17 protein-coding genes are annotated in these 17,165 nt (G+C 61.3%); 6 read left to right on the top strand and 11 right to left on the bottom strand.

What is annotated here, in order from left to right; all coding sequences use genetic code 11:
* Positions 1 to 2: 2 nt before the first annotated feature.
* From L1071_RS01440 to L1071_RS01425, 4 genes are all read right to left on the bottom strand, one after another.
* On the bottom strand, positions 3 to 1,424 hold the full coding sequence (locus L1071_RS01440) for an NAD(P)/FAD-dependent oxidoreductase (protein ID WP_246967812.1): 1,422 nt from the start codon (positions 1,422 to 1,424) through the stop codon (positions 3 to 5).
* Positions 1,424 to 2,788 (bottom strand): Na+/H+ antiporter NhaC family protein, encoded by a 1,365-nt coding sequence (locus L1071_RS01435; RefSeq protein ID WP_246967809.1) that lies wholly within the window; start codon positions 2,786 to 2,788, stop codon positions 1,424 to 1,426. Before L1071_RS01435 ends, L1071_RS01440 begins: the two co-directional genes overlap by 1 nt.
* Positions 2,789 to 2,889: 101 nt before the next feature.
* The gene (locus L1071_RS01430) at positions 2,890 to 4,179 is read right to left on the bottom strand and encodes an NAD(P)/FAD-dependent oxidoreductase (RefSeq protein ID WP_246967807.1); all 1,290 of its coding nucleotides are present in this window, start codon (positions 4,177 to 4,179) and stop codon (positions 2,890 to 2,892) included.
* A 9-nt stretch (positions 4,180 to 4,188) separates the two neighbouring features.
* Complete coding sequence (locus L1071_RS01425) at positions 4,189 to 5,556, bottom strand: glutamine synthetase family protein (RefSeq protein ID WP_246967805.1); 1,368 nt, start codon at positions 5,554 to 5,556, stop codon at positions 4,189 to 4,191.
* A gap of 188 nt (positions 5,557 to 5,744) precedes the next feature.
* On the opposite strand from L1071_RS01425, the gene L1071_RS01420 reads away from it, so the two are divergent.
* Positions 5,745 to 6,404 (top strand): GntR family transcriptional regulator, encoded by a 660-nt coding sequence (locus L1071_RS01420; protein WP_246967802.1) that lies wholly within the window; start codon positions 5,745 to 5,747, stop codon positions 6,402 to 6,404.
* Between the two features lie 21 nt (positions 6,405 to 6,425).
* Here the strand turns inward: L1071_RS01420 and L1071_RS01415 are convergent, their stop codons facing one another.
* Complete coding sequence (locus L1071_RS01415) at positions 6,426 to 8,141, bottom strand: mechanosensitive ion channel family protein (protein ID WP_246967799.1); 1,716 nt, start codon at positions 8,139 to 8,141, stop codon at positions 6,426 to 6,428.
* Positions 8,142 to 8,324: 183 nt separating this feature from the next.
* On the opposite strand from L1071_RS01415, the gene L1071_RS01410 reads away from it, so the two are divergent.
* Both L1071_RS01410 and L1071_RS01405 read left to right on the top strand, forming a co-directional pair.
* Positions 8,325 to 8,900: a DUF2231 domain-containing protein gene (locus tag L1071_RS01410; protein ID WP_246967796.1), complete on the top strand. Its 576-nt coding sequence runs from the start codon at positions 8,325 to 8,327 to the stop codon at positions 8,898 to 8,900.
* Complete coding sequence (locus L1071_RS01405) at positions 8,897 to 10,324, top strand: PQQ-dependent sugar dehydrogenase (RefSeq protein WP_246967793.1); 1,428 nt, start codon at positions 8,897 to 8,899, stop codon at positions 10,322 to 10,324. The genes L1071_RS01410 and L1071_RS01405 overlap by 4 nt, the downstream gene beginning before the upstream one ends.
* Here the strand turns inward: L1071_RS01405 and L1071_RS01400 are convergent.
* Together L1071_RS01400 and L1071_RS01395 are read right to left on the bottom strand one after the other, a co-directional pair.
* Positions 10,257 to 10,517 (bottom strand): DUF2256 domain-containing protein, encoded by a 261-nt coding sequence (locus tag L1071_RS01400; RefSeq protein ID WP_246967791.1) that lies wholly within the window; start codon positions 10,515 to 10,517, stop codon positions 10,257 to 10,259. The two genes, L1071_RS01405 and L1071_RS01400, sit on opposite strands and share 68 nt — an antisense overlap.
* Positions 10,517 to 11,131: a TetR/AcrR family transcriptional regulator gene (locus tag L1071_RS01395; RefSeq protein WP_246967788.1), complete on the bottom strand. Its 615-nt coding sequence runs from the start codon at positions 11,129 to 11,131 to the stop codon at positions 10,517 to 10,519. The genes L1071_RS01400 and L1071_RS01395 overlap by 1 nt, the downstream gene beginning before the upstream one ends.
* A gap of 119 nt (positions 11,132 to 11,250) precedes the next feature.
* On the opposite strand from L1071_RS01395, the gene L1071_RS01390 reads away from it, so the two are divergent.
* Both L1071_RS01390 and L1071_RS01385 read left to right on the top strand, forming a co-directional pair.
* Positions 11,251 to 12,258, top strand: a complete 1,008-nt coding sequence (locus L1071_RS01390) for an NAD(P)-dependent oxidoreductase (RefSeq protein WP_246967785.1) — start codon at positions 11,251 to 11,253, stop codon at positions 12,256 to 12,258.
* Between the two features lie 94 nt (positions 12,259 to 12,352).
* Positions 12,353 to 13,864 carry a DUF2252 domain-containing protein gene (locus L1071_RS01385; protein WP_246967782.1) on the top strand — a complete coding sequence of 504 codons (1,512 nt, stop codon included), beginning with the start codon at positions 12,353 to 12,355 and terminating at the stop codon, positions 13,862 to 13,864.
* Positions 13,865 to 13,917: 53 nt separating this feature from the next.
* Here L1071_RS01385 and L1071_RS01380 read toward each other — a convergent pair whose 3' ends face one another.
* From L1071_RS01380 to L1071_RS01365, 4 genes are all read right to left on the bottom strand, one after another.
* Positions 13,918 to 14,352: a hypothetical protein gene (locus L1071_RS01380; RefSeq protein ID WP_246967779.1), complete on the bottom strand. Its 435-nt coding sequence runs from the start codon at positions 14,350 to 14,352 to the stop codon at positions 13,918 to 13,920.
* The gene (locus L1071_RS01375; protein WP_246967776.1) at positions 14,340 to 14,594 is read right to left on the bottom strand and encodes a nucleotidyl transferase AbiEii/AbiGii toxin family protein; all 255 of its coding nucleotides are present in this window, start codon (positions 14,592 to 14,594) and stop codon (positions 14,340 to 14,342) included. The genes L1071_RS01380 and L1071_RS01375 overlap by 13 nt, the downstream gene beginning before the upstream one ends.
* Positions 14,578 to 15,399: a type IV toxin-antitoxin system AbiEi family antitoxin domain-containing protein gene (locus L1071_RS01370; protein ID WP_281504395.1), complete on the bottom strand. Its 822-nt coding sequence runs from the start codon at positions 15,397 to 15,399 to the stop codon at positions 14,578 to 14,580. Before L1071_RS01370 ends, L1071_RS01375 begins: the two co-directional genes overlap by 17 nt.
* A 161-nt stretch (positions 15,400 to 15,560) precedes the next feature.
* On the bottom strand, positions 15,561 to 16,037 hold the full coding sequence (locus L1071_RS01365; protein WP_246967773.1) for an NYN domain-containing protein: 477 nt from the start codon (positions 16,035 to 16,037) through the stop codon (positions 15,561 to 15,563).
* 168 nt (positions 16,038 to 16,205) lie between these two features.
* Here L1071_RS01365 and L1071_RS01360 point away from each other — a divergent pair, with 168 nt between their 5' ends.
* Positions 16,206 to 16,892, top strand: a complete 687-nt coding sequence (locus tag L1071_RS01360; protein ID WP_246967771.1) for a glutathione S-transferase family protein — start codon at positions 16,206 to 16,208, stop codon at positions 16,890 to 16,892.
* Positions 16,893 to 17,165: the final 273 nt, after the last annotated feature.

Raw genomic sequence — 17,165 nt, 5'->3', positions numbered from 1 at the left:
GATCATTCGATGATCGAGGCGAAGTAGTCGTTCACTCGCTTGAGCAGTGGCGCCGATTTGCCACGACGCATCAATGACTCTTCTCCGGCGTAACTGTAGGTGATCGCTTGTGCGGCTAGCCAGCGCAACGGCTCGGCCTCCCAGCGTTTGATCAACTGCCGATGACTCGCGTTGGTAAAGGCCCACGGCATCCGCGCCAGGTGGGTATCGCGCTCGAGAATCAGGTCCGCCAAGGTACGTCCGAACAGATGCGAGGCGGCCACGCCTTCGCCGGCATAGCCGCCGGCCGTGGCAAGACCGCTGGTATGATCGAAAATCGCATGCGGGCGGAAGTTGCGCGACAGGCCCAGCGAGCCGCCCCAGCCATAGTCGATCCTGACACCTTCCAGTGCGGGCAGAAGATCGACCAGCAGATCCCGCCGCATACGAATCGCCTCATCGCCAATCGCCTGGTCGGCCTTGGGCCTGGCACCGAGACGATAATTGCCGCGCGCGCCGAAAACGATGCGCCCGTCGGCGGTGCGATGACCATAATTGATCAGACGGCTAGCGTCGGAGAAGGCGAGGCGCTCGGACATACCGACCGCTTGCCACGTGGCGTCTGAAAGCGGCTCGGTGGCGATCACCAGACTCTGCACCGGAATCACGTGGCGTTTAAAGTCATGAAAGCGATCGGCGTAGCCTTCGGTGGCACAGACAACCGTCGGCGCCTCGACGCTCCCCTCGTGAGTGCTCACTACGTTTCGACCTAGCTCTGTGGCGCGGCTGTGCTCGTGGATCGTGACGCCGAGACGCTCGACGAGCTCGGCCAGGCCCGCCACCAGCTTGGCCGGGTTCAGCGTGGCGACTTGACGATGGTAGATGCCGCCGTAGCCGTCGCGAAAGTGGGCCTTCTCCGCCAATTGTTCGGCATCGAGCCAGTGGCAATCCTCCTCGCTATGGCCGAGTTCATGGAGGTGGTGCAGGTAATCGCGCTGGATGGCGATTTGATCCCGATAGCGCGCTGCGGCGTAGAGCGCGCCGCCCTTGTTGAAATCGGCGGCGATCCCCTCGCGTGCGAGCACCCGGCCGATCTCGTCGACGTTATCGGCGACCACGCCACAACAGTCGCGCCGCTCTTTCAGCGGCAAGTCTCCGATATGCCGCTCCAGGCCGGCCAGATTGCCTACCACCCAACCACCGTTGCGCCCGGAGGCACCATGGCCGACGCGTTCCGCCTCGAGCACGACGATCGCCAGCTCGGGGGAAAGCCGCTTCAGGTAATAGGCGGTCCACAGCCCGGTGAAGCCGGCGCCGACGATGGCGACATCGGCCTGTACATTACCGGCCAGGCGCGGGCGCGATGTCGGCTGCTCGGCGAGCGTAGAGGCCCAGAAATTGCAACGCGCATCGTCGTGCATGGCGTACTTTCTAGAATCAGTCATCACATATACCCCAATGCCAGGTAGCCTGCGGCAGCAATACAGCCCGCCAGGGCCGCATAAGGCAGTTGGGTAAAGGCATGCTGGAACGGTGTGCAGCCACTCGCTTGAGCGGTCAGCACCGTGGCATCGGAGTAGAAGCACGCGTGGCTGCCGAAGGTGCTGGCGGAGAGCGTGGCGCCGATCACCAGGGTCATGTCGGCCCCGAGATTCTGGCCCAGCACGGCGACGATCGGCAGGATGATCACGAACACGCCCCAGTTGGAGCCGGTGGCGAAGGAAACGAAGCCCATCACGGTAAAGATGATGAACGGCAGCATTTGCGCGCTGACCAACGGCTCGACCGTGGTGATGACATAGTCGGCGAGGCCCAGCGACGTATTCACCTCATTGAACAGGAAGGCGGCAACCAGCACCGCCAGGGCATCCAGCATCGACTTGAAGCCTTCGAGTATATTGTCGAACGTCTCGCTGGGTGAAAGCTTCTTGAACCCGATGAAGGCCACGATCATCCCGGCCAGGGTCACGAAGATGCCCATCAGGAAATCGAGATCGAACCACCAAGTAAAGAAGGCTAGCGAGGCCATGGGCAACAGGAAGGACCAGATACTGCCTTTCGAGTTGGTCCCCGCTTCGAGGTGGGCGATTTCAGCGTCGATGTGTTCGGCACCGGGAGGCACGCACTGCCCCTGCCCTTCGGCACGCTGCTCGGCCTTCTTCATCGGGCCGAAAGCGGGAATCCAGCGAAAGATGAAAAGCGGCACCAGGATCACGGCGACCCAAGGATAGAACATGAACGGGATGGCCTGGATGTAGGTCCACACACCCTGACCGTCCTCCGCCACGCCGTTGCTCTCGAGCAGCGCACCGAAGAAGACTGCCCAGGTCGATATCGGAATCAGCACGCTGATGGGCGCCGCGGTGGAGTCGATAACATAGGCCAGCATTTCCCGGGATGTCTTGAAGCGGTCGGTGACCTTGCGCATCGAGGTACCGACGGCCAGCGAGTTCAGGTAGTCGTCGACGAACAGGATGATGCCCATTACCCAGCACCCCAGCAGCGCGCGGGGCTTATTGGTCGTGTAACGCATCAGCTTATCGGCGAATGCCCGGGAGGAGCCGGACTTGAGCAGCAGCGCGATGATGCTCCCCATCAAGCCACAGACCATGATGACCCAGGCGACGTCCTCGTCGGTCATGACCGTAAGCAAGTCATCGGTGAGGCTGCTCAAGGCATTGCCTGGGTCGATCATCAAGGTACCGATGAAGGCCCCCAGTACCAGGGGTTCGAGAGCGCGGCGGGTCCACAGCGCGAGTATCAGGACGATTGCCATGGGCAGCAGGACAAGGGGATTGTCATATTCCATCGTGTCTCACCTCAGCGGAGTTGTTGTTGTGCCTTCGTGAATGACGGGAAGCCGAATTGTTGGGCGCAAAAGCGCCGCTATTTCAGTTTTTCGAGTAATTGCTACTTCAGTTTTTCGAGCAACTGGTAGTACCACATGCCGGTGGCAAGCAACGCATTGCCCAAGCGATCGTTGAGTGGAACGCGGACGTGGCGAACATTGGCAAAGGCATCGAACTCCTCGAGGCTGCCGGCAACCGCGTTGGCCATGATCTCGCCGACGATGTGTGAAGTGGCAATGCCATGGCCCGAGTAGCCCTGGGCGTAGTAGACGTTGTCGGAAAGCTTGCCGAGCTGCGGGACACGGTTGATGACGATGCCCGCCATGCCCTGCCACTGGAAATCGATGGCAAGGCCCTTGAGTTGTGGAAAGGTGTGCTCCAGGCGCGGCCGCAGCTCCGAGGCGATGTCTTGTGAATCGCGCCCGGAATAGTTGGCGCCACCGCCGAAAAGCAGACGTTTATCAGCGGTCAGCCGGTAGTAGTCGAGTACGAAGCGGGTGTCGTAGACAGCCAGGTCCTCCGGGTCGATGGCCTGGACCTGCGCAGGCGACAGCGGCGCGGTGGTCACGATGCCCAGCGCCGCCGGAAACAGCTTGCCCTTGAGCTGCTTGCGCTCGAGCCGATGATAGGCGTTGCCGGCGAGGATCACGCTGTCCGCCCTGACGCGGCCATGCTCACCGATCACGGCGGGCTGCTCGCCATGCTGGATGTCGACGACCGGCGAGTGCTCGAAGATCAGTGCGCCCAAGGTTGCCGCGGCACGTGCCTCGCCGAGGCATAGGTTCAGCGGATGCAGGTGCATGTTGTAGTCGTTGCGGATCGCGCCGTGGTAAAGCGTGGTACCGACGACACCGCGAACCGCCTCGGCATCGAGCCACTGCACATGCTCGCCGATCGCATGTCGCTGCGACTCCTCGTAGTCCTGGCGCAGCGCCTTCACGTGGCTCGGTTTGTAGGCCGCCTGCAGATGGCCTTGCTTGAGATCGCAGGCAATAGCGTATTTCGCTACTCGCTCGCGGATGATCTGATGCCCGCGCCAGCGCAGATTCCAGACGAATTCCTTGGCGCCCTCGCCCAGCGTACGCCGCATCTGTTTGGCCATGGCATCCTGGCCGGAGAGGCTACCGGTGACCTGGCCGCCGTTGCGCCCGCTGGCGCCCCAGCCGACCTTGTTGGCCTCGACGATGGCGACGCGATAACCGCGCTCGGCCAGTTCGACCGCGGTGGCCACACCGGTGAAACCGCCGCCGACGATGGCCACGTCGACCCGGTGCTCGCCCTCCAGACGCGGATAGTCAGACTCCTCGGCGACCGACGCGGTGTAATAGGAAGCGCAGCGTTCCTGGGGCATGTCTTCTCCTTAGAGCCGGGTGAGATACGTCTGGCGGTCGATGTCGGTGACCATGGCCAGCAGGCGCTGGGCCTCGTGCCGTTTCACCTTGGCGTAGAGATCGCGGTACTCGGTACCGAGGATGTCGGCCATGGCCGGCGAGGCAGCGAAGCGCTCAATGGCGGTGAGCCAATCATGGCTCAGACACTCGGGGCGCTGTGGTGAATAGGCTTCGTCCTCGATGGCGGGCGGCGGGGCGATGCGTTGCTCCAAGCCATGTAGAACGCCACCGAGCAGTGCCGCAGCCACCAAGTAAGGATTGGCATCGGCGCCGGCCACACGATACTCCAGGCGAGCGCCGGGGCCGCACCACTCCGGTACGCGCACCGCCGCGCCACGATGGTCGCGTCCCCAACTGCACTCAATCGGCGCGAAACTATCGGGCTGGAAGCGCCGGTAGGAATTGGCGTGGGGAGCGAAGATCGCCTGGGCGTCGAGCAGACTGTGCATCACACCGCCCATGGCGGCTTCGAGATGCCCGGCGCCGTTGGCTTCGTCGAGGATATTGGTGCCGGCATCGTCGATCACGCTGACGTGCAGGTGCATGCCGGAACCGGCCTGCTCGGTGTAGGGCTTGGCCATGAAGGTGCTGGAAAGGCCGTGGCACTTGGCGGCCTGGGCTACGAGGCGCTTGAAGTAGAGCGCATCGTCGGCGGCGGCCAAGGTGTCCGAACGATGCCACAGATTGACCTCGAATTGGCCAGGGCCGAACTCGGCGATCAGCGTATCGGCGGGGACCTGCTGAGCGTCAGCGAAGGCGCGAATGGTCTCGAGCACCTCGCCCAGCGATTCCATGGCGTCCATTTCATAGAGCTGCAAGCCCTTGGGCACGCCACCGGGACATAGCGAGGCGGGTGGCATCGGCCTCAGCGCTTGCCGCTCGTCGGCATCGAGCAGGTAAAACTCCAGCTCGATGGCAACCACCGGCGTCCAGCCGTGCTGGCGAAAGCGCTCGACCACGGCGGCCAGGATGGCGCGCGGGTCCATGAAACTCGGCGCCCCATCCAGATCGTGCAGGGTGGTGAGAATTTGGTGGCCATTGGCCCACGGTAGTGGCGACAAGGTGCGTTCATCGGCGTGGCAGACGCCATCCGGGTCGCCGATGGACTGCGATAGCCCGGTGAGGGTGTCGTTGTCCTCGCCCCAGATATCCAGTGACTGCGTCGAAAGCGGCAGACGGACCTGCCCGGCCAGCACCTTGTCGAACTGGGCGGCGGGCACCCATTTGCCACGCGGAATTCCATTCATGTCGACACAGAGCACGTCGACCCGCTTGCTGGCAGCGTCTAACCGGAAGCGCTCGGGATCGGGAGCGCGTTGCGAAGATGATTGCGTCATGGATCGATCTCGATAGTGTATTGTTCTGAGAATAGTGTGATCACACGAGTGTGATCACACTAGCAGAGGCCTGCCAGGCTCACAAGGCACGTATGGCAGTCGTGATCGCCCAACTGCGTTAAGATAGGTCGTAGAGCCTCGCCGGCACCGTCGCCCCTGTAATAAGCGAAATGACAATGGCAAACGGCATGACCACGGAACGAACCGCCCATCGCGATGCGTTTTCACCCGATACCGCCTCGACGCGCCTGCACCGGGCTCTCCGCGTGCGGTTATGCGAAGGGGACTTCACCCCGGGTGAAGTGATCTCGATCCGGCGTATCGCCGCGGAATACGGCACCAGTGCCATGCCATCGCGGGAGGCGGTGCGCTGGCTGGTCACGGAGGGGGCGCTGATATTCTCCGACAGTCGCAAGATCATCGTCCCTGAACTGAGTCATGACCGATTTCATGAAATCTTATTCGCGAGAAAGAATCTGGAAACCGAGGTTTCACGCCAGGCATTCGACAATATCGCCGGCACCGATATCGAGGCCCTGGAACGGATTGATGAGCGGATCAACACCGCCATCGCCCAGGGCGATCTGGTCAGCTACATGCGTGGCAATTACCAGTTTCACTTCCATATCTACCGACTGAGTCACTCGCAGGTACTGCTGCCATTGGTCGAGATACTCTGGCTGCAATACGGCCCCAGCATGCGCTACATCTGCACGCGCTGGGGGGCATCGAGCATCGCCGACGATTATCATCGCGAAGTGACCCAGGCGCTCAGGCGCGGCGACCGCTCGGCGTTCTGCCAAGCGATCGCCGCAGATATCGAACAGGGCATGCTGCTGCTGGAATAACGGCCAGCTGATGAGCCCCTATCAAGACGCCCCACCGCCGTGGCCGAGCGAGTGTCCCCGCTTTTCGCCTAACGCCACATCATGTTCGCTGATGGCCGTCACCTCACGCGGCCACCACTCGGGATGGTTATCCCGGATGAAGGCCATCAGCTTCTCCCGAACATTCATTTCAGCGACCCAGCCGGCAAAAGGATCCGAGGTCATCAGGTAGCAAACGACCGTCTGTGCCCGCTCGGTCTGCCCCGTCACATAACAAGAAAGCTTGTGATGCTCGATGACGTTATCTTCTTCCTGCGCGTACTCCAGGAATTTTTCCCTGAGGGATTGGATATCAGCGCTCAAGTGGAGGATCAGCTCCAGGCTTCTGAACTCCTTGGTGCTCTTGATCGCCAGGTTTTCGAAGGGCCTGGAGACGAAATAAGTGACCGGCACGATCAAGCGTCGATCGTTCCAGACCCTCAAGCGGATGTAGGTATAGAAGATGCCCTCCACATAGCACCATTGATCTTCGAAGACCACCAGGTCGCCGATGCGTATGGGCTTGGCTAACGAGAGCTGAAACGAAGAAAGGATATTGCCGAGTACCGTCTGGCCGGCGATACCCACCAGTACCGCCAGGACGCTGGCCGAGGCCAGCAAGGTAACCCCCAGCGTCTCGAATAACTGAATCTGGCTCAGTACATAGATCGAAACAGCAGTTACCGTGATCAGGATAATGATGCGTCGCAACGCGTAGAGTGTGGTCAGGAACTTACGCGCGTCCTGGGGCTTGGTGTCATCGATCTGCCCCATGAGGCGCCGAGTCACTTGCAGCATGAGGGTGTCGACGAGGCGCAGCGCGATCGTACCGCCACTCCAAGCCAGAATGATGATCAACAGCACCCGGAAGGACGTGGTCGCCACGGCCGAGAAAGACACGACGTAGTCGAGCACCGCCTGGGTTGCCAGTGATATGACGACGAGCGCCACAGGCACTTTGATTCGGCCGACGAAAATGCTCGGCGAGCCGGAAGGCAGCCAGCGTGTCGCCATCCCGACCAGGTGGTGGACCCACCATCCCATCAGCCCCACCAGCAGCAGGAAAATCGGAATCGCGAGCCATTCCCAGATCTTGAACACTCCGAACGAGGCCTTAAAACGCTCCGGGATATAGGTCTCAAACATCAACGGGCCGTATTCCTCATAAAGCACGGGCACCGACGAAACGCTGTCCGGCATGACCAACCAGACGGGCTCCGCGTCGCCCACTCGGTATCGACCCAGACGGATGTCATAGATTTCGCCCTGGACCGTGAGCGATGCCAGCTTGAGGTTCCGGCGTGGTTCACCAGCCTGAGGATGCTGACCCGACGGGTCCTCGATGGCAGCATCCTGGCGCCCGGGAAGGCCGGAAACATTGAGCCACTCGCCACGCTTGAGGACCTCGGCTAGTTGCTGGGCCAACTGTCCCCCTCGCGCTCGCTGCTCCGCCGGGGATAGTTCGGCAAGGTTGAGAATATGCGCCGCCGCCGCGAAGTCCCCATTCTCAGTCAGTGTCAAAAAGCTACGAATCGCCTCCCGTGGCGTCATTCGTTTGACCGCCTTGGGAACCTCGCCCAGCCCAGCGTTTAGCGAATCGACAGAGGACCAGCGTGTTTCCTCACTGTCTGCGTCCGGCGTTTGCGCCATACCCAGGCTGGAAAAGATGAAAACCACTGCAGCCACCAGACACAGTCGCCATGCACCATTTTTCTTCATACGCTCCTTACCGATTCAGTGGGCCATCCATGCATACCACCACCGGATCGCTCCCGACCCGGGCTGTGCCTTTATCTATAAAAAGGCCGTCACGTTAGTGGTTGCTCGCAGTACAGCCCACCCGGTATTGCCGCGTCCAGTCTTCATTGCCCGGCGCCCCGGTTTGGGGTGAACCAGCGAGTCATGGGCGAGCAAGAGGAGCCGGTGGAATGTCTATTTTGGTGGGGCCTGCATAAGCAAACTACACTGCAGCCGAAGACATCTTACGCTCGTCATGAGCCAGGCCATGTCGGCGCGTTGCCTTCCATTGATCCGCAAAAGGAGTTTGCCGTGATTGCCACCGCCGAACGACCGGCCCGAAGCGGGCCGAACCCACTTCATGGAATGTTGCTCGCGGGCGCCTTCCCTCTCTTCTTGGGCGCCGCGTTGAGCGATTACGCGTATTCCACCACTTACCAAATCCAGTGGAGTCACTTCGCTTCCTGGCTGCTCGCCGGCGGCCTGGTTTTCTGCGGCCTGGCGCTGATCTGCGCGCTTATCGGAATGTTCCGCCCCGCCAACAGTCGCGGCCTTTCCATCCTCTACTTTCTGCTGTTGCTGGTGACCTGGATCCTTGCCTTCGTCAATTCACTGGTTCACGCCAGAGATGCCTGGGCCATGATGCCGACGGGCTTCACGCTCTCCGTCGTCATTGCCGTGCTCTCCTTTGTCGCAATCTGGATCGGGTTCACCAGCCGCAAGAGCGGAGGTCAGTCATGAAGTTCGCACACAAGTACGCTGGCATGCGTTATGTCGCACCGCTCTCGGTCCTGCTGCTCGCCGGTGGCGCCTACGCCGCCGACTCGGGCCAGCAGTACGGCCCTAACCCTGAGCTGCCCGAGCCGCAGCGAGGCCTGCTGCCCAACATGACGGTGCCCGAGCAGGCACAGTGGGGCGACATGAAACCCACGGTGCCCGATGGCTACACGATCACCGCCATCGCCACCGATCTGAAAGTCCCGCGCCAGACGCTAGTACTGCCGAATGGCGACATCCTGGTGGCGGAAGGCAAAGGCGGCGGTAACGCCCCTAAATCACGACCGAAAGATTTCATCGCCGGATTGATCCAATCGCAAGGCACCACCGCGGTCAAAGGCGGCGACCGTCTCACCTTGCTGCACGATGGCGACGGTGACGGCACTTTTGAGGAGCAGACGGTGTTCGCCGAGGACCTCAACGCGCCCTACGGCCTCGCCCTGGTAGACGACGATCTCTACGTGGCCAATCAAGACGCGCTCGTTCGCTTCGACTACCAAGAAGGCCAGACCCAAGCCAGCGGCCCACCGGAAGTGATTACACCGCTACCCTCGAGGATCAATCACCACTGGACCAAGTCCCTGACTGCCGGCGCGGACGGGGATTATCTCTACGTCGGCATCGGCTCCAACAGCAACATCACCGAGCGCGGCATGGCGGCGGAAGTCGACCGCGCGGAAATCTGGGAGATCGACGCGGAGACCGGCGCGCACCGTGCCTACGCCACCGGCGTGCGCAACCCCACCGCGCTGACCATCCAGCCGGGCACTGACGAGCTCTGGGCCGTCGCCAACGAGCGCGACGAACTCGGGCCGAACCTGGTGCCCGACTACCTCACATCCATTCAGGATGGTGGCTTCTACGGCTGGCCGTACAGCTACTGGGGGCAGCACGTCGACCCGCGTGTGAAGCCGGAGAATCCAGAGTTGGTGGAATCGGCAATCGCCCCCGACTACAGCCTGGGAGCACACCGCGCACCGCTCGGCGTCGACTTCTCCAACGCGGCAGTGGGCGAGCAATTCGCTAACGGCGCCTTCGTCGGCGAGCACGGCAGTTGGAACCGCGCCGACCCCGTGGGCTATAAAGTCGTCTTCATCCCCTTCGAGGATGGACAGCCCGCCGGCGATCCCGTCGACTTCGTCTCCGGCTTCCTGACCGACGACGGCAAGACCCGCGGCCGCCCCGTCGGCGTCACCGTCACTCCGGATGGCGCGGTGATCGTCGCCGACGATATGACCAATGCGATCTGGCGAGTGACGCGAGATGATGCGAACGCACAGCCAACAGAGCGCGACGCGCCTGAGGACGAATCGGCAACGTCTAACGGGGCATCCACGACGCCTGAAGACGAGCAGATGCCCGAGGACGGATACGCCGGGGATAGATGAATGCACCGCCTGTGCATGATGAAGTCACGCCGCGCGTCAACCAAGCAGCAGGTCGCGCTCGACCGGTATGAACTGGCTCGCGGCCAGCACCAACGTCGGCTATAAAGTCCCGCGCCCACTTCTTGCGCCAGGTGAAGGGGCGCTGGCACACCGGGCAGATCTTGGTGGGGAGGTGAGGTTTGCGATGCGGCATCAAGGCGTCTCCCGAAGCCCACCCCGGATCAACACGGCAAATGCTTGTGACGCATCAGCTTCACTGCAATGACCGCGCACCATGGCCGCCGAGAGCGCGTCTCCCGCGCCGATCAAGCCGACGCAACGGCGTTCGAGCTCAGTATCCTCAAGCGTACAATAGGGCTTCAACATAGCCGCGAATAACTGAACGTAGCCATCGAGCAGTTCCTGATAGACCGCCTCTTTCTCTTCGCTTCCCGCTAGTGCGGCGCCAATGGCATGCCACTCGCCGCTAGTGTCGGCATGACAATGCACGTGAGCAGCCGCGAGCAGTGACGCGGTTTCCTCGAAGCTACGGCCATCGGTCGTCAGCGTTTCACGAAGCGCCTCCGATTGCTGGCGATCGATCAGCCTGTATAGCGCGATCAGAAGCTTCGAGCGCGTCCCGAAGTGATCATAAGCGACCGGCTTGGAGACGCCGGCACGCGCTGCCAGATAGCCCAGCGTCAGTCGATCCGCGCCCTCTTCCCGCACGATCTGCAACGCCGTATCGAGTAATTGACGCCGCCGCTCGGGCCCGGAGAGCCGCCGAGCGCCCGTTTTCTGTCCTGTCTCGCTTGCACTGCGCTGCACGTTCTCTCCTCTCCCTTCCAACTCTTCCAAGCTCTCCGGCAAATTGAAAACCTACCACGAGTAGGTTAATGTTCAAAAACCTACCTTTAGTAGGTTAACTCTCAACTCGGAGAACATACATGACACTCGCTCCCATCCTGCTCATTGGAGGCGCCGGTATCGTCGGCCGCCAGACGGCACGCTTTCTACGCGAAATGTATCCGGAACTTCCCCTGCTGATCGGCGGACGCGATCTCGGCAAAGCCCAGCAAGCGGCCGCCGGCATCGGCAATGCCGAGGGCGTGGCGGTGGACCTCACCGCACAAGATCTCGACCTCGGCGAGCGCCCGGTCAGCGCCATCGCTATTTTTTTCACCGACACCACCACTGCCGCGCTACAGTTCGCGCAGCGCAGGGGCATTCCTTATCTCAGCGTATCCCCCGCCATGACCGAGGTAGGCCCCGAAATCGCCGCTTATGTGCACCGACCAAACGCGTCCGCAGTGGTGCTGGGAACCGAATGGCTGGTAGGTGCAACGACACTGCCCGCACTCGCGTGCGCCAAGGCGTTCCGTCACATCGACGCCATTCGCATCGGCGCCTTGATAGACGAACAAGACGAAGGCGGCCCGGCTTCCTACGACGACCTGGAACGTCAGACGCAGGCCCTTCCCGCCGTCCAGGCACGCCGCAACGGTGCCTGGGTCTGGCGCAGCGGTGACGATCTCGAGACCCGTTTCCGCGCAGCCGATGGGACGATGCTGCAAGCGACCGGGCTATCGCCTCACGACGTGTTCGGCCTCGCCACCGTGACCGGTGCACCCAACATCGAATTCAACCTGGCCATTGGTGTCAGCTCGAGCCGCCGCCGTGGCGAGCCGATGTCCACCGAGATCATCATCGAACTCGAGGGTGAGAATCAGGCAGCACAGCCGCTACGCTCACGCCACGCGGTGACCCATCCCGAAGGGCAGATGCCGCTGACAGGGCTCGGGGTCGCGCTACTCCTCGAGAGGCTCGTTGGTCTCGACGGCAAACCAGTCACATCACCCGGGCTTTACTTTCCGTATCAGTTGCTGGATTCGCAACGGTATTTCGAGCGCTTCGCGCAGGCCGGTGGACGGATCGTGGAGCTCAACGTGCGTTAACACCCAGCGCACATGCACCCTCCTCCCAAGTCGTGCATGCTGGTAGACAAAGATCTAACGACAACACGGCAGCCAGAACAGGCAAGGAGTCTCCATGAGCCGGGAATCGGAACCGACGCGCAAGGCACTCTACGAGCAAGCCCAGCAGCAAGATATCGCGGGACGCTCAAAGATGAGCAAGGAAGAACTGGCAGCGGCGCTCGAGCGGCAGTCGTTCGAGGAGGCCGCCGCCCCGGTGGTGGCGACACGCTTCGATACCTTCAAACGTCTGGCAACAGCCGTGGCAGATGGAGAGTTCGTGCTGCGCCCGCGCGCGCTGACCGGTTTCGAGCGGCGCCGGCACGTGCGCCAGACGCTACGCGAGGATCACCAGACACGCATCGCGGAAGGTTGCGAGGAAGCCGGCGCCAAGTTCGACCAGCTCGCCGACTCGCTATTCTCGTTTTTTCGCGGCACGTCGCTACTGTTCTATCGCGACATGGCTGGTGACGACGTTTGGATGCCAACCGTGCTCGCGCTCGGCGACGTCCACCCCGGCAACTTCGGCGTCATGCCCAACGTGGACAACGTGCCGATCTTCTCGGTCAACGATTTCGACGAGGCCTATTACGCTCCGTTCAGCTGGGATATCAAACGCGGCGCGGTCGGCTTCATGATCGCCGCAGAGACCGAAGGCGAACTCAAGCGCAAACAGCAGATCAAGATCGTGCGCCGCTTCGTGCAGGGCTACATCGAGGAAATGGCGCGACTAGCCCACGAAGGCACCGAGCAGGACGAGGAGATGCGTCATGACAACGCCCCGAAGCTCATCCGCAAGCTGTTCGAAGACGCCGAGGAAGACCGTGCCGCGTGGCTTTCCGACGACTATCTCGACGAGACACGCAGCGGCTTCCGCCCGACCAAGAAATTGGTGCCGATCTCGTCGCGCCGCGACGAATTCCAGGCGATCACCGACCGGCTAATCAAAGAGAACGACATCGAGGTACCAGCACGCGCCCGAGTGCGAGGCAAGAATGGCATGCGCGTGAAGGACGTGGCGCTGCGCCTCGGCCAGGGCACCGCCTCGCTGGGGCTCAACCGCTACTATGTACTGATCGAGGGCCCCGAACGCGACGGCACGGATGACCTGATCCTCGAGTACAAGCAAGCCCGACGCTCGGCCCTGGCCGGCCTGGTGCCGCCCTCTGCCTACGAAATGGACACGCTCGCCGAACGCATCAGCCATGCTCAGGCCGTGCACCTGATACGCGGCGACGTCTTCTACGGCCATGTCGAGTTCGAGGGCCATAGCTATCTATCCCGCGAGCGCGCGCCGTTCCGCGACGATATCGACCTCGACGATCTTTCCAAGAGCGAGTGGAAGACTTACGCCGGCATCTGCGGCGGCGTGCTCGCCAGCGTGCACGCCCTCTCCGACGACTCCGGCAACCTCGACTACGACGTAGAACCCGCGATTATCGACGCCATCGGCCCACCGGGGCTGTTCACCGAGGACATGGTGGAATTCGCCACAGAAGCCGCCGACCGCGTGCGCCACGACCATGGGCTATTCCGCGAGGACCACGCACGAGGCGCGTTCACGCAGTTGGATATCGTGCATCGGTGAGATGGGTAGATAGCCGACGGGTCCTATGCACCATGGGATGCCCAGCAGTCTTATCAGGTCGCGGAGAATCGCGCCAGAGCCTGATTCAGCTGGAGTCCATCCTCGCGTCGCTTCTGTGCTGAACGCCGAGCCAAGTTCTGCAGCTTACGTTTGACGCCGGGCAGTTCACGGGCTTGAGGCAGTCCAATCATAGCGAAGTCCGGCTGTTCATTTTCAACGGAAAGGAGAAACGCTCTCGAAGGATCATCCATCCACTCAGCGACACGCGCCAACAGCCGCTCCCGGACTTCCAGCAATTCATCTACGGTCACGGGTTCCGCCGTCATGCCCCTGAAATGCGCATGAAAGATGGCGTCAAAGTCTTTTGCCACCTGAGGTTCGAGAATTTCCCAAGCAGGTTTTGGACTGCACGTCAGGTAGACCAGAAACGTGCGCCACAAGTCTTTATTAGCGCGGTCATCAGCCAATAACAGCCCTACATCGAACAAGTCGCGAGGATGCTGACGCGATAGCGCTGCCGACAGTTTTCCGGCATAGAGGCATCCTCAGCGAAACCGTGGACCGGCAACCAGGCGAGATCTATATCCACCGACAAGCGAGGTAGATCGTGTTCGAACAGATTGATCGCCGTTCCACCCTTCAACGCAAAGCGCGGTTCCTGGGCCAGCATCGGTAGAATATCGACCAGCAACTGGACGCGATCGGTGTAGCGTTTATCCCAAGTGCTCATCAAGGTCCCTCGGCAGCGTGATCTGATAAGTCGGATGCAGACGGCCGCCGGGCATCAGAACGCGTTTGCCGCTGCCGAGCCCCACCCTGTCCAACGGGACTCTGCGCAGCCAAGCATGCTGATACCGATCCGCCAAGGCGAGGAACAGACGCTTGGCCTTGATGCTGCGGCAATGGCGCAACAATCCCGCGACGCGCTTCGGTCTCAGTGTCGCCAGACTCTGCATAAGCGCATCGGCTTCGTAGACCAGCGCCGCACCGGAAGGACCATCACACAGTTCCAGTATCGCCCGCTCCGGTGTAGAACAGACGAATGGCTCCGCACCGGCGAGCATTTCATTCCATTCCAACCCCTGTTCGCGAAGGGCGTCACTCTGCATCTCTACAGTGAAATGGGGTAGCGGCCAATCGAAGGGTGGCTTACCACAGAACACAAACCGCTCTGGCAACGCCAACTCATCAAGCCAACCTGGCGGCCGAACTGGCCCATAAAGTGTCACCGTGGCGGCTTCGCCCAGACGTAGATAATGTTCATGCCCATGCATTGCCAGCGCGAAACGCCCACCAACATACAACGGCAGGCCCTCTCGCTGTTGCAGGCTCCTCATCACGCCTTGCCACTGCAGCCGTCCGCCCTTTCGCTGGTAGACACCGCGCGCCGGTGACGCTAGCCAACCGCTCGCGACATAACGCGCCACCAGGCTTCTCGAATAGCCATGCGCCTGCAACCAGCGGCTGGAGACCAGCTCAGAGTCTCCCAGACTCGCTAGCAAGCGGTTTATCTTTTGGTTTTTTTGCTCACTCATAGTGAATAAAATACGCCTTTAACAAACTTTGTCCAGTGGACGTGAGGTTTACTAAAAACATTTTATGCTCACTTTTAGTGAGCATAATCACCATTTTTTAAACCTCGGGCGCGACCACGCACGAGGCGCGTTCGAGCATCTGGACTGGGTGCATCGGTGAATCACCCCAGCAGCAGGTCGCCCTCGATGGGGATGAACTGGCTCGCGGCGTTGATAAGGGAGTTGGCGGTGAGTTGGGGCACGCCGTAAACCTCGACGCGCTTGCCATGCACCTCGCGGATCTTCTGCGCCAGCAGATCGAAGTCGCCATCGCCGGAGACCAGCACCACCACATCCGCGTGTGCCGCGTATTCGATGGCATCGAGTGTGATACCCACGTCCCAGTCGCCCTTGGCGGAGCCATCCGCACGCTGGATAAATGGCTTGAGTTTTACCTCGAAGCCGATTGATCGGAGGATATTCTGGAACTCACGCTGCTTGGCGTCGCCCTTGTCGGTGGCATAGCAGCGGGCGACCAGCACCTCCCGGTTAGCGGTCACCCTCGCCCAGAACCGGCGGTAATCGAAGTGTTTGCCATAGGCGTCACGCACGGTGTAATAGACGTTCTGGGTATCCACGAAAATGGCGACGCGTGTCATGGCAAGGAGATCCCCGGCAGGCATTGAAGCGCAAGCCCCGGAAGGCCGACGTTGGCTTGAATCATGATACCGTGCGACCACTGCTTAACAAACTCGGGCTAGACTCGTGCCGGTATCATTCGACCTCGTTCGATTGTCCAAGTCTCATCCTGACTCAGGAGAATACCTTTGGATTACCAGCTCTATATCGCCAACAAGAACTACTCCTCCTGGTCCATGCGCCCCTGGGTGCTGATGACAGCCTGCGACATCACGTTCGAGGAGATATTGACGCCCTTCGCAGGCACCGCAATACAGCATGCGTTCAGGGAATTTTCGCCCACCGGCAAGGTGCCCTGTCTCAAGCACAACGATGTGCTGGTCTGGGATTCTCTGGCGATCATCGAGTACCTGGCAGAAGCGCACCCGGGCGTATGGCCGGCGGATAAGCAGGCACGGGCCTGGGCACGCTCGGCTTGCGCAGAAATGCACTCGGGCTTCATGGCGTTACGCGACGAATGCTCGATGAACTGTGGCTTGCGGATCGAACTGGGCACGCCGAGTCCGGCGCTGGAGAAAGACCTGACGCGGCTGGCGGAATTATGGGCAGAAGGCCTTGATCGCTTCGGTGGGCCCTGGCTCGCCGGTGAGGCGTTCGGTGCCGTCGATGCGTTCTACGCGCCCGTGGCGGTTCGCTATCGCACCTACGGGCTGACCCTGTCGGCCCAGGCCAGCGACTATGCAGAGCGCTTGCTCGAGCACCCGGCGGTTCGCTCATGGGTCGAGCAAGGCATCCAGGAGCCATGGCGCGATGAAGCGCACGAACAAGACTGTCTGCGCGGGCGCCGTATCCTGGCCGATTCACGTCAGGTCTGAAGCGATGTGCGCCTTCTATTCGCTACCTACTCTAGTGGTACTGGCGCACCACGCCCGACGCTGACGGTCGTCGGCGTCACCTAGCTTTATGGTTTCGATTTTGCAATCAAGGTAATAGCGACGCTACCGGAATCAGCTACCGGTTGAACTGAAACCGCGAGATCGACACAAAGGTGTTGTGCTTCATTCGTGTGCAATGCGGTCCCGGGATAACCGTCTTCCATGCGTCGGACCGTACTCAGTGATGTGCCAATACGCTGCGCCAGGCCCTCC

It is taken from the genome of Chromohalobacter sarecensis (assembly GCF_023061135.1).
In the GTDB taxonomy this organism is placed as follows: Bacteria; Pseudomonadota; Gammaproteobacteria; order Pseudomonadales; family Halomonadaceae; genus Chromohalobacter; species Chromohalobacter sarecensis.
Note: the sequence above shows the minus strand (reverse complement) of the source record. Positions and strands in the feature narration are given on the sequence as shown.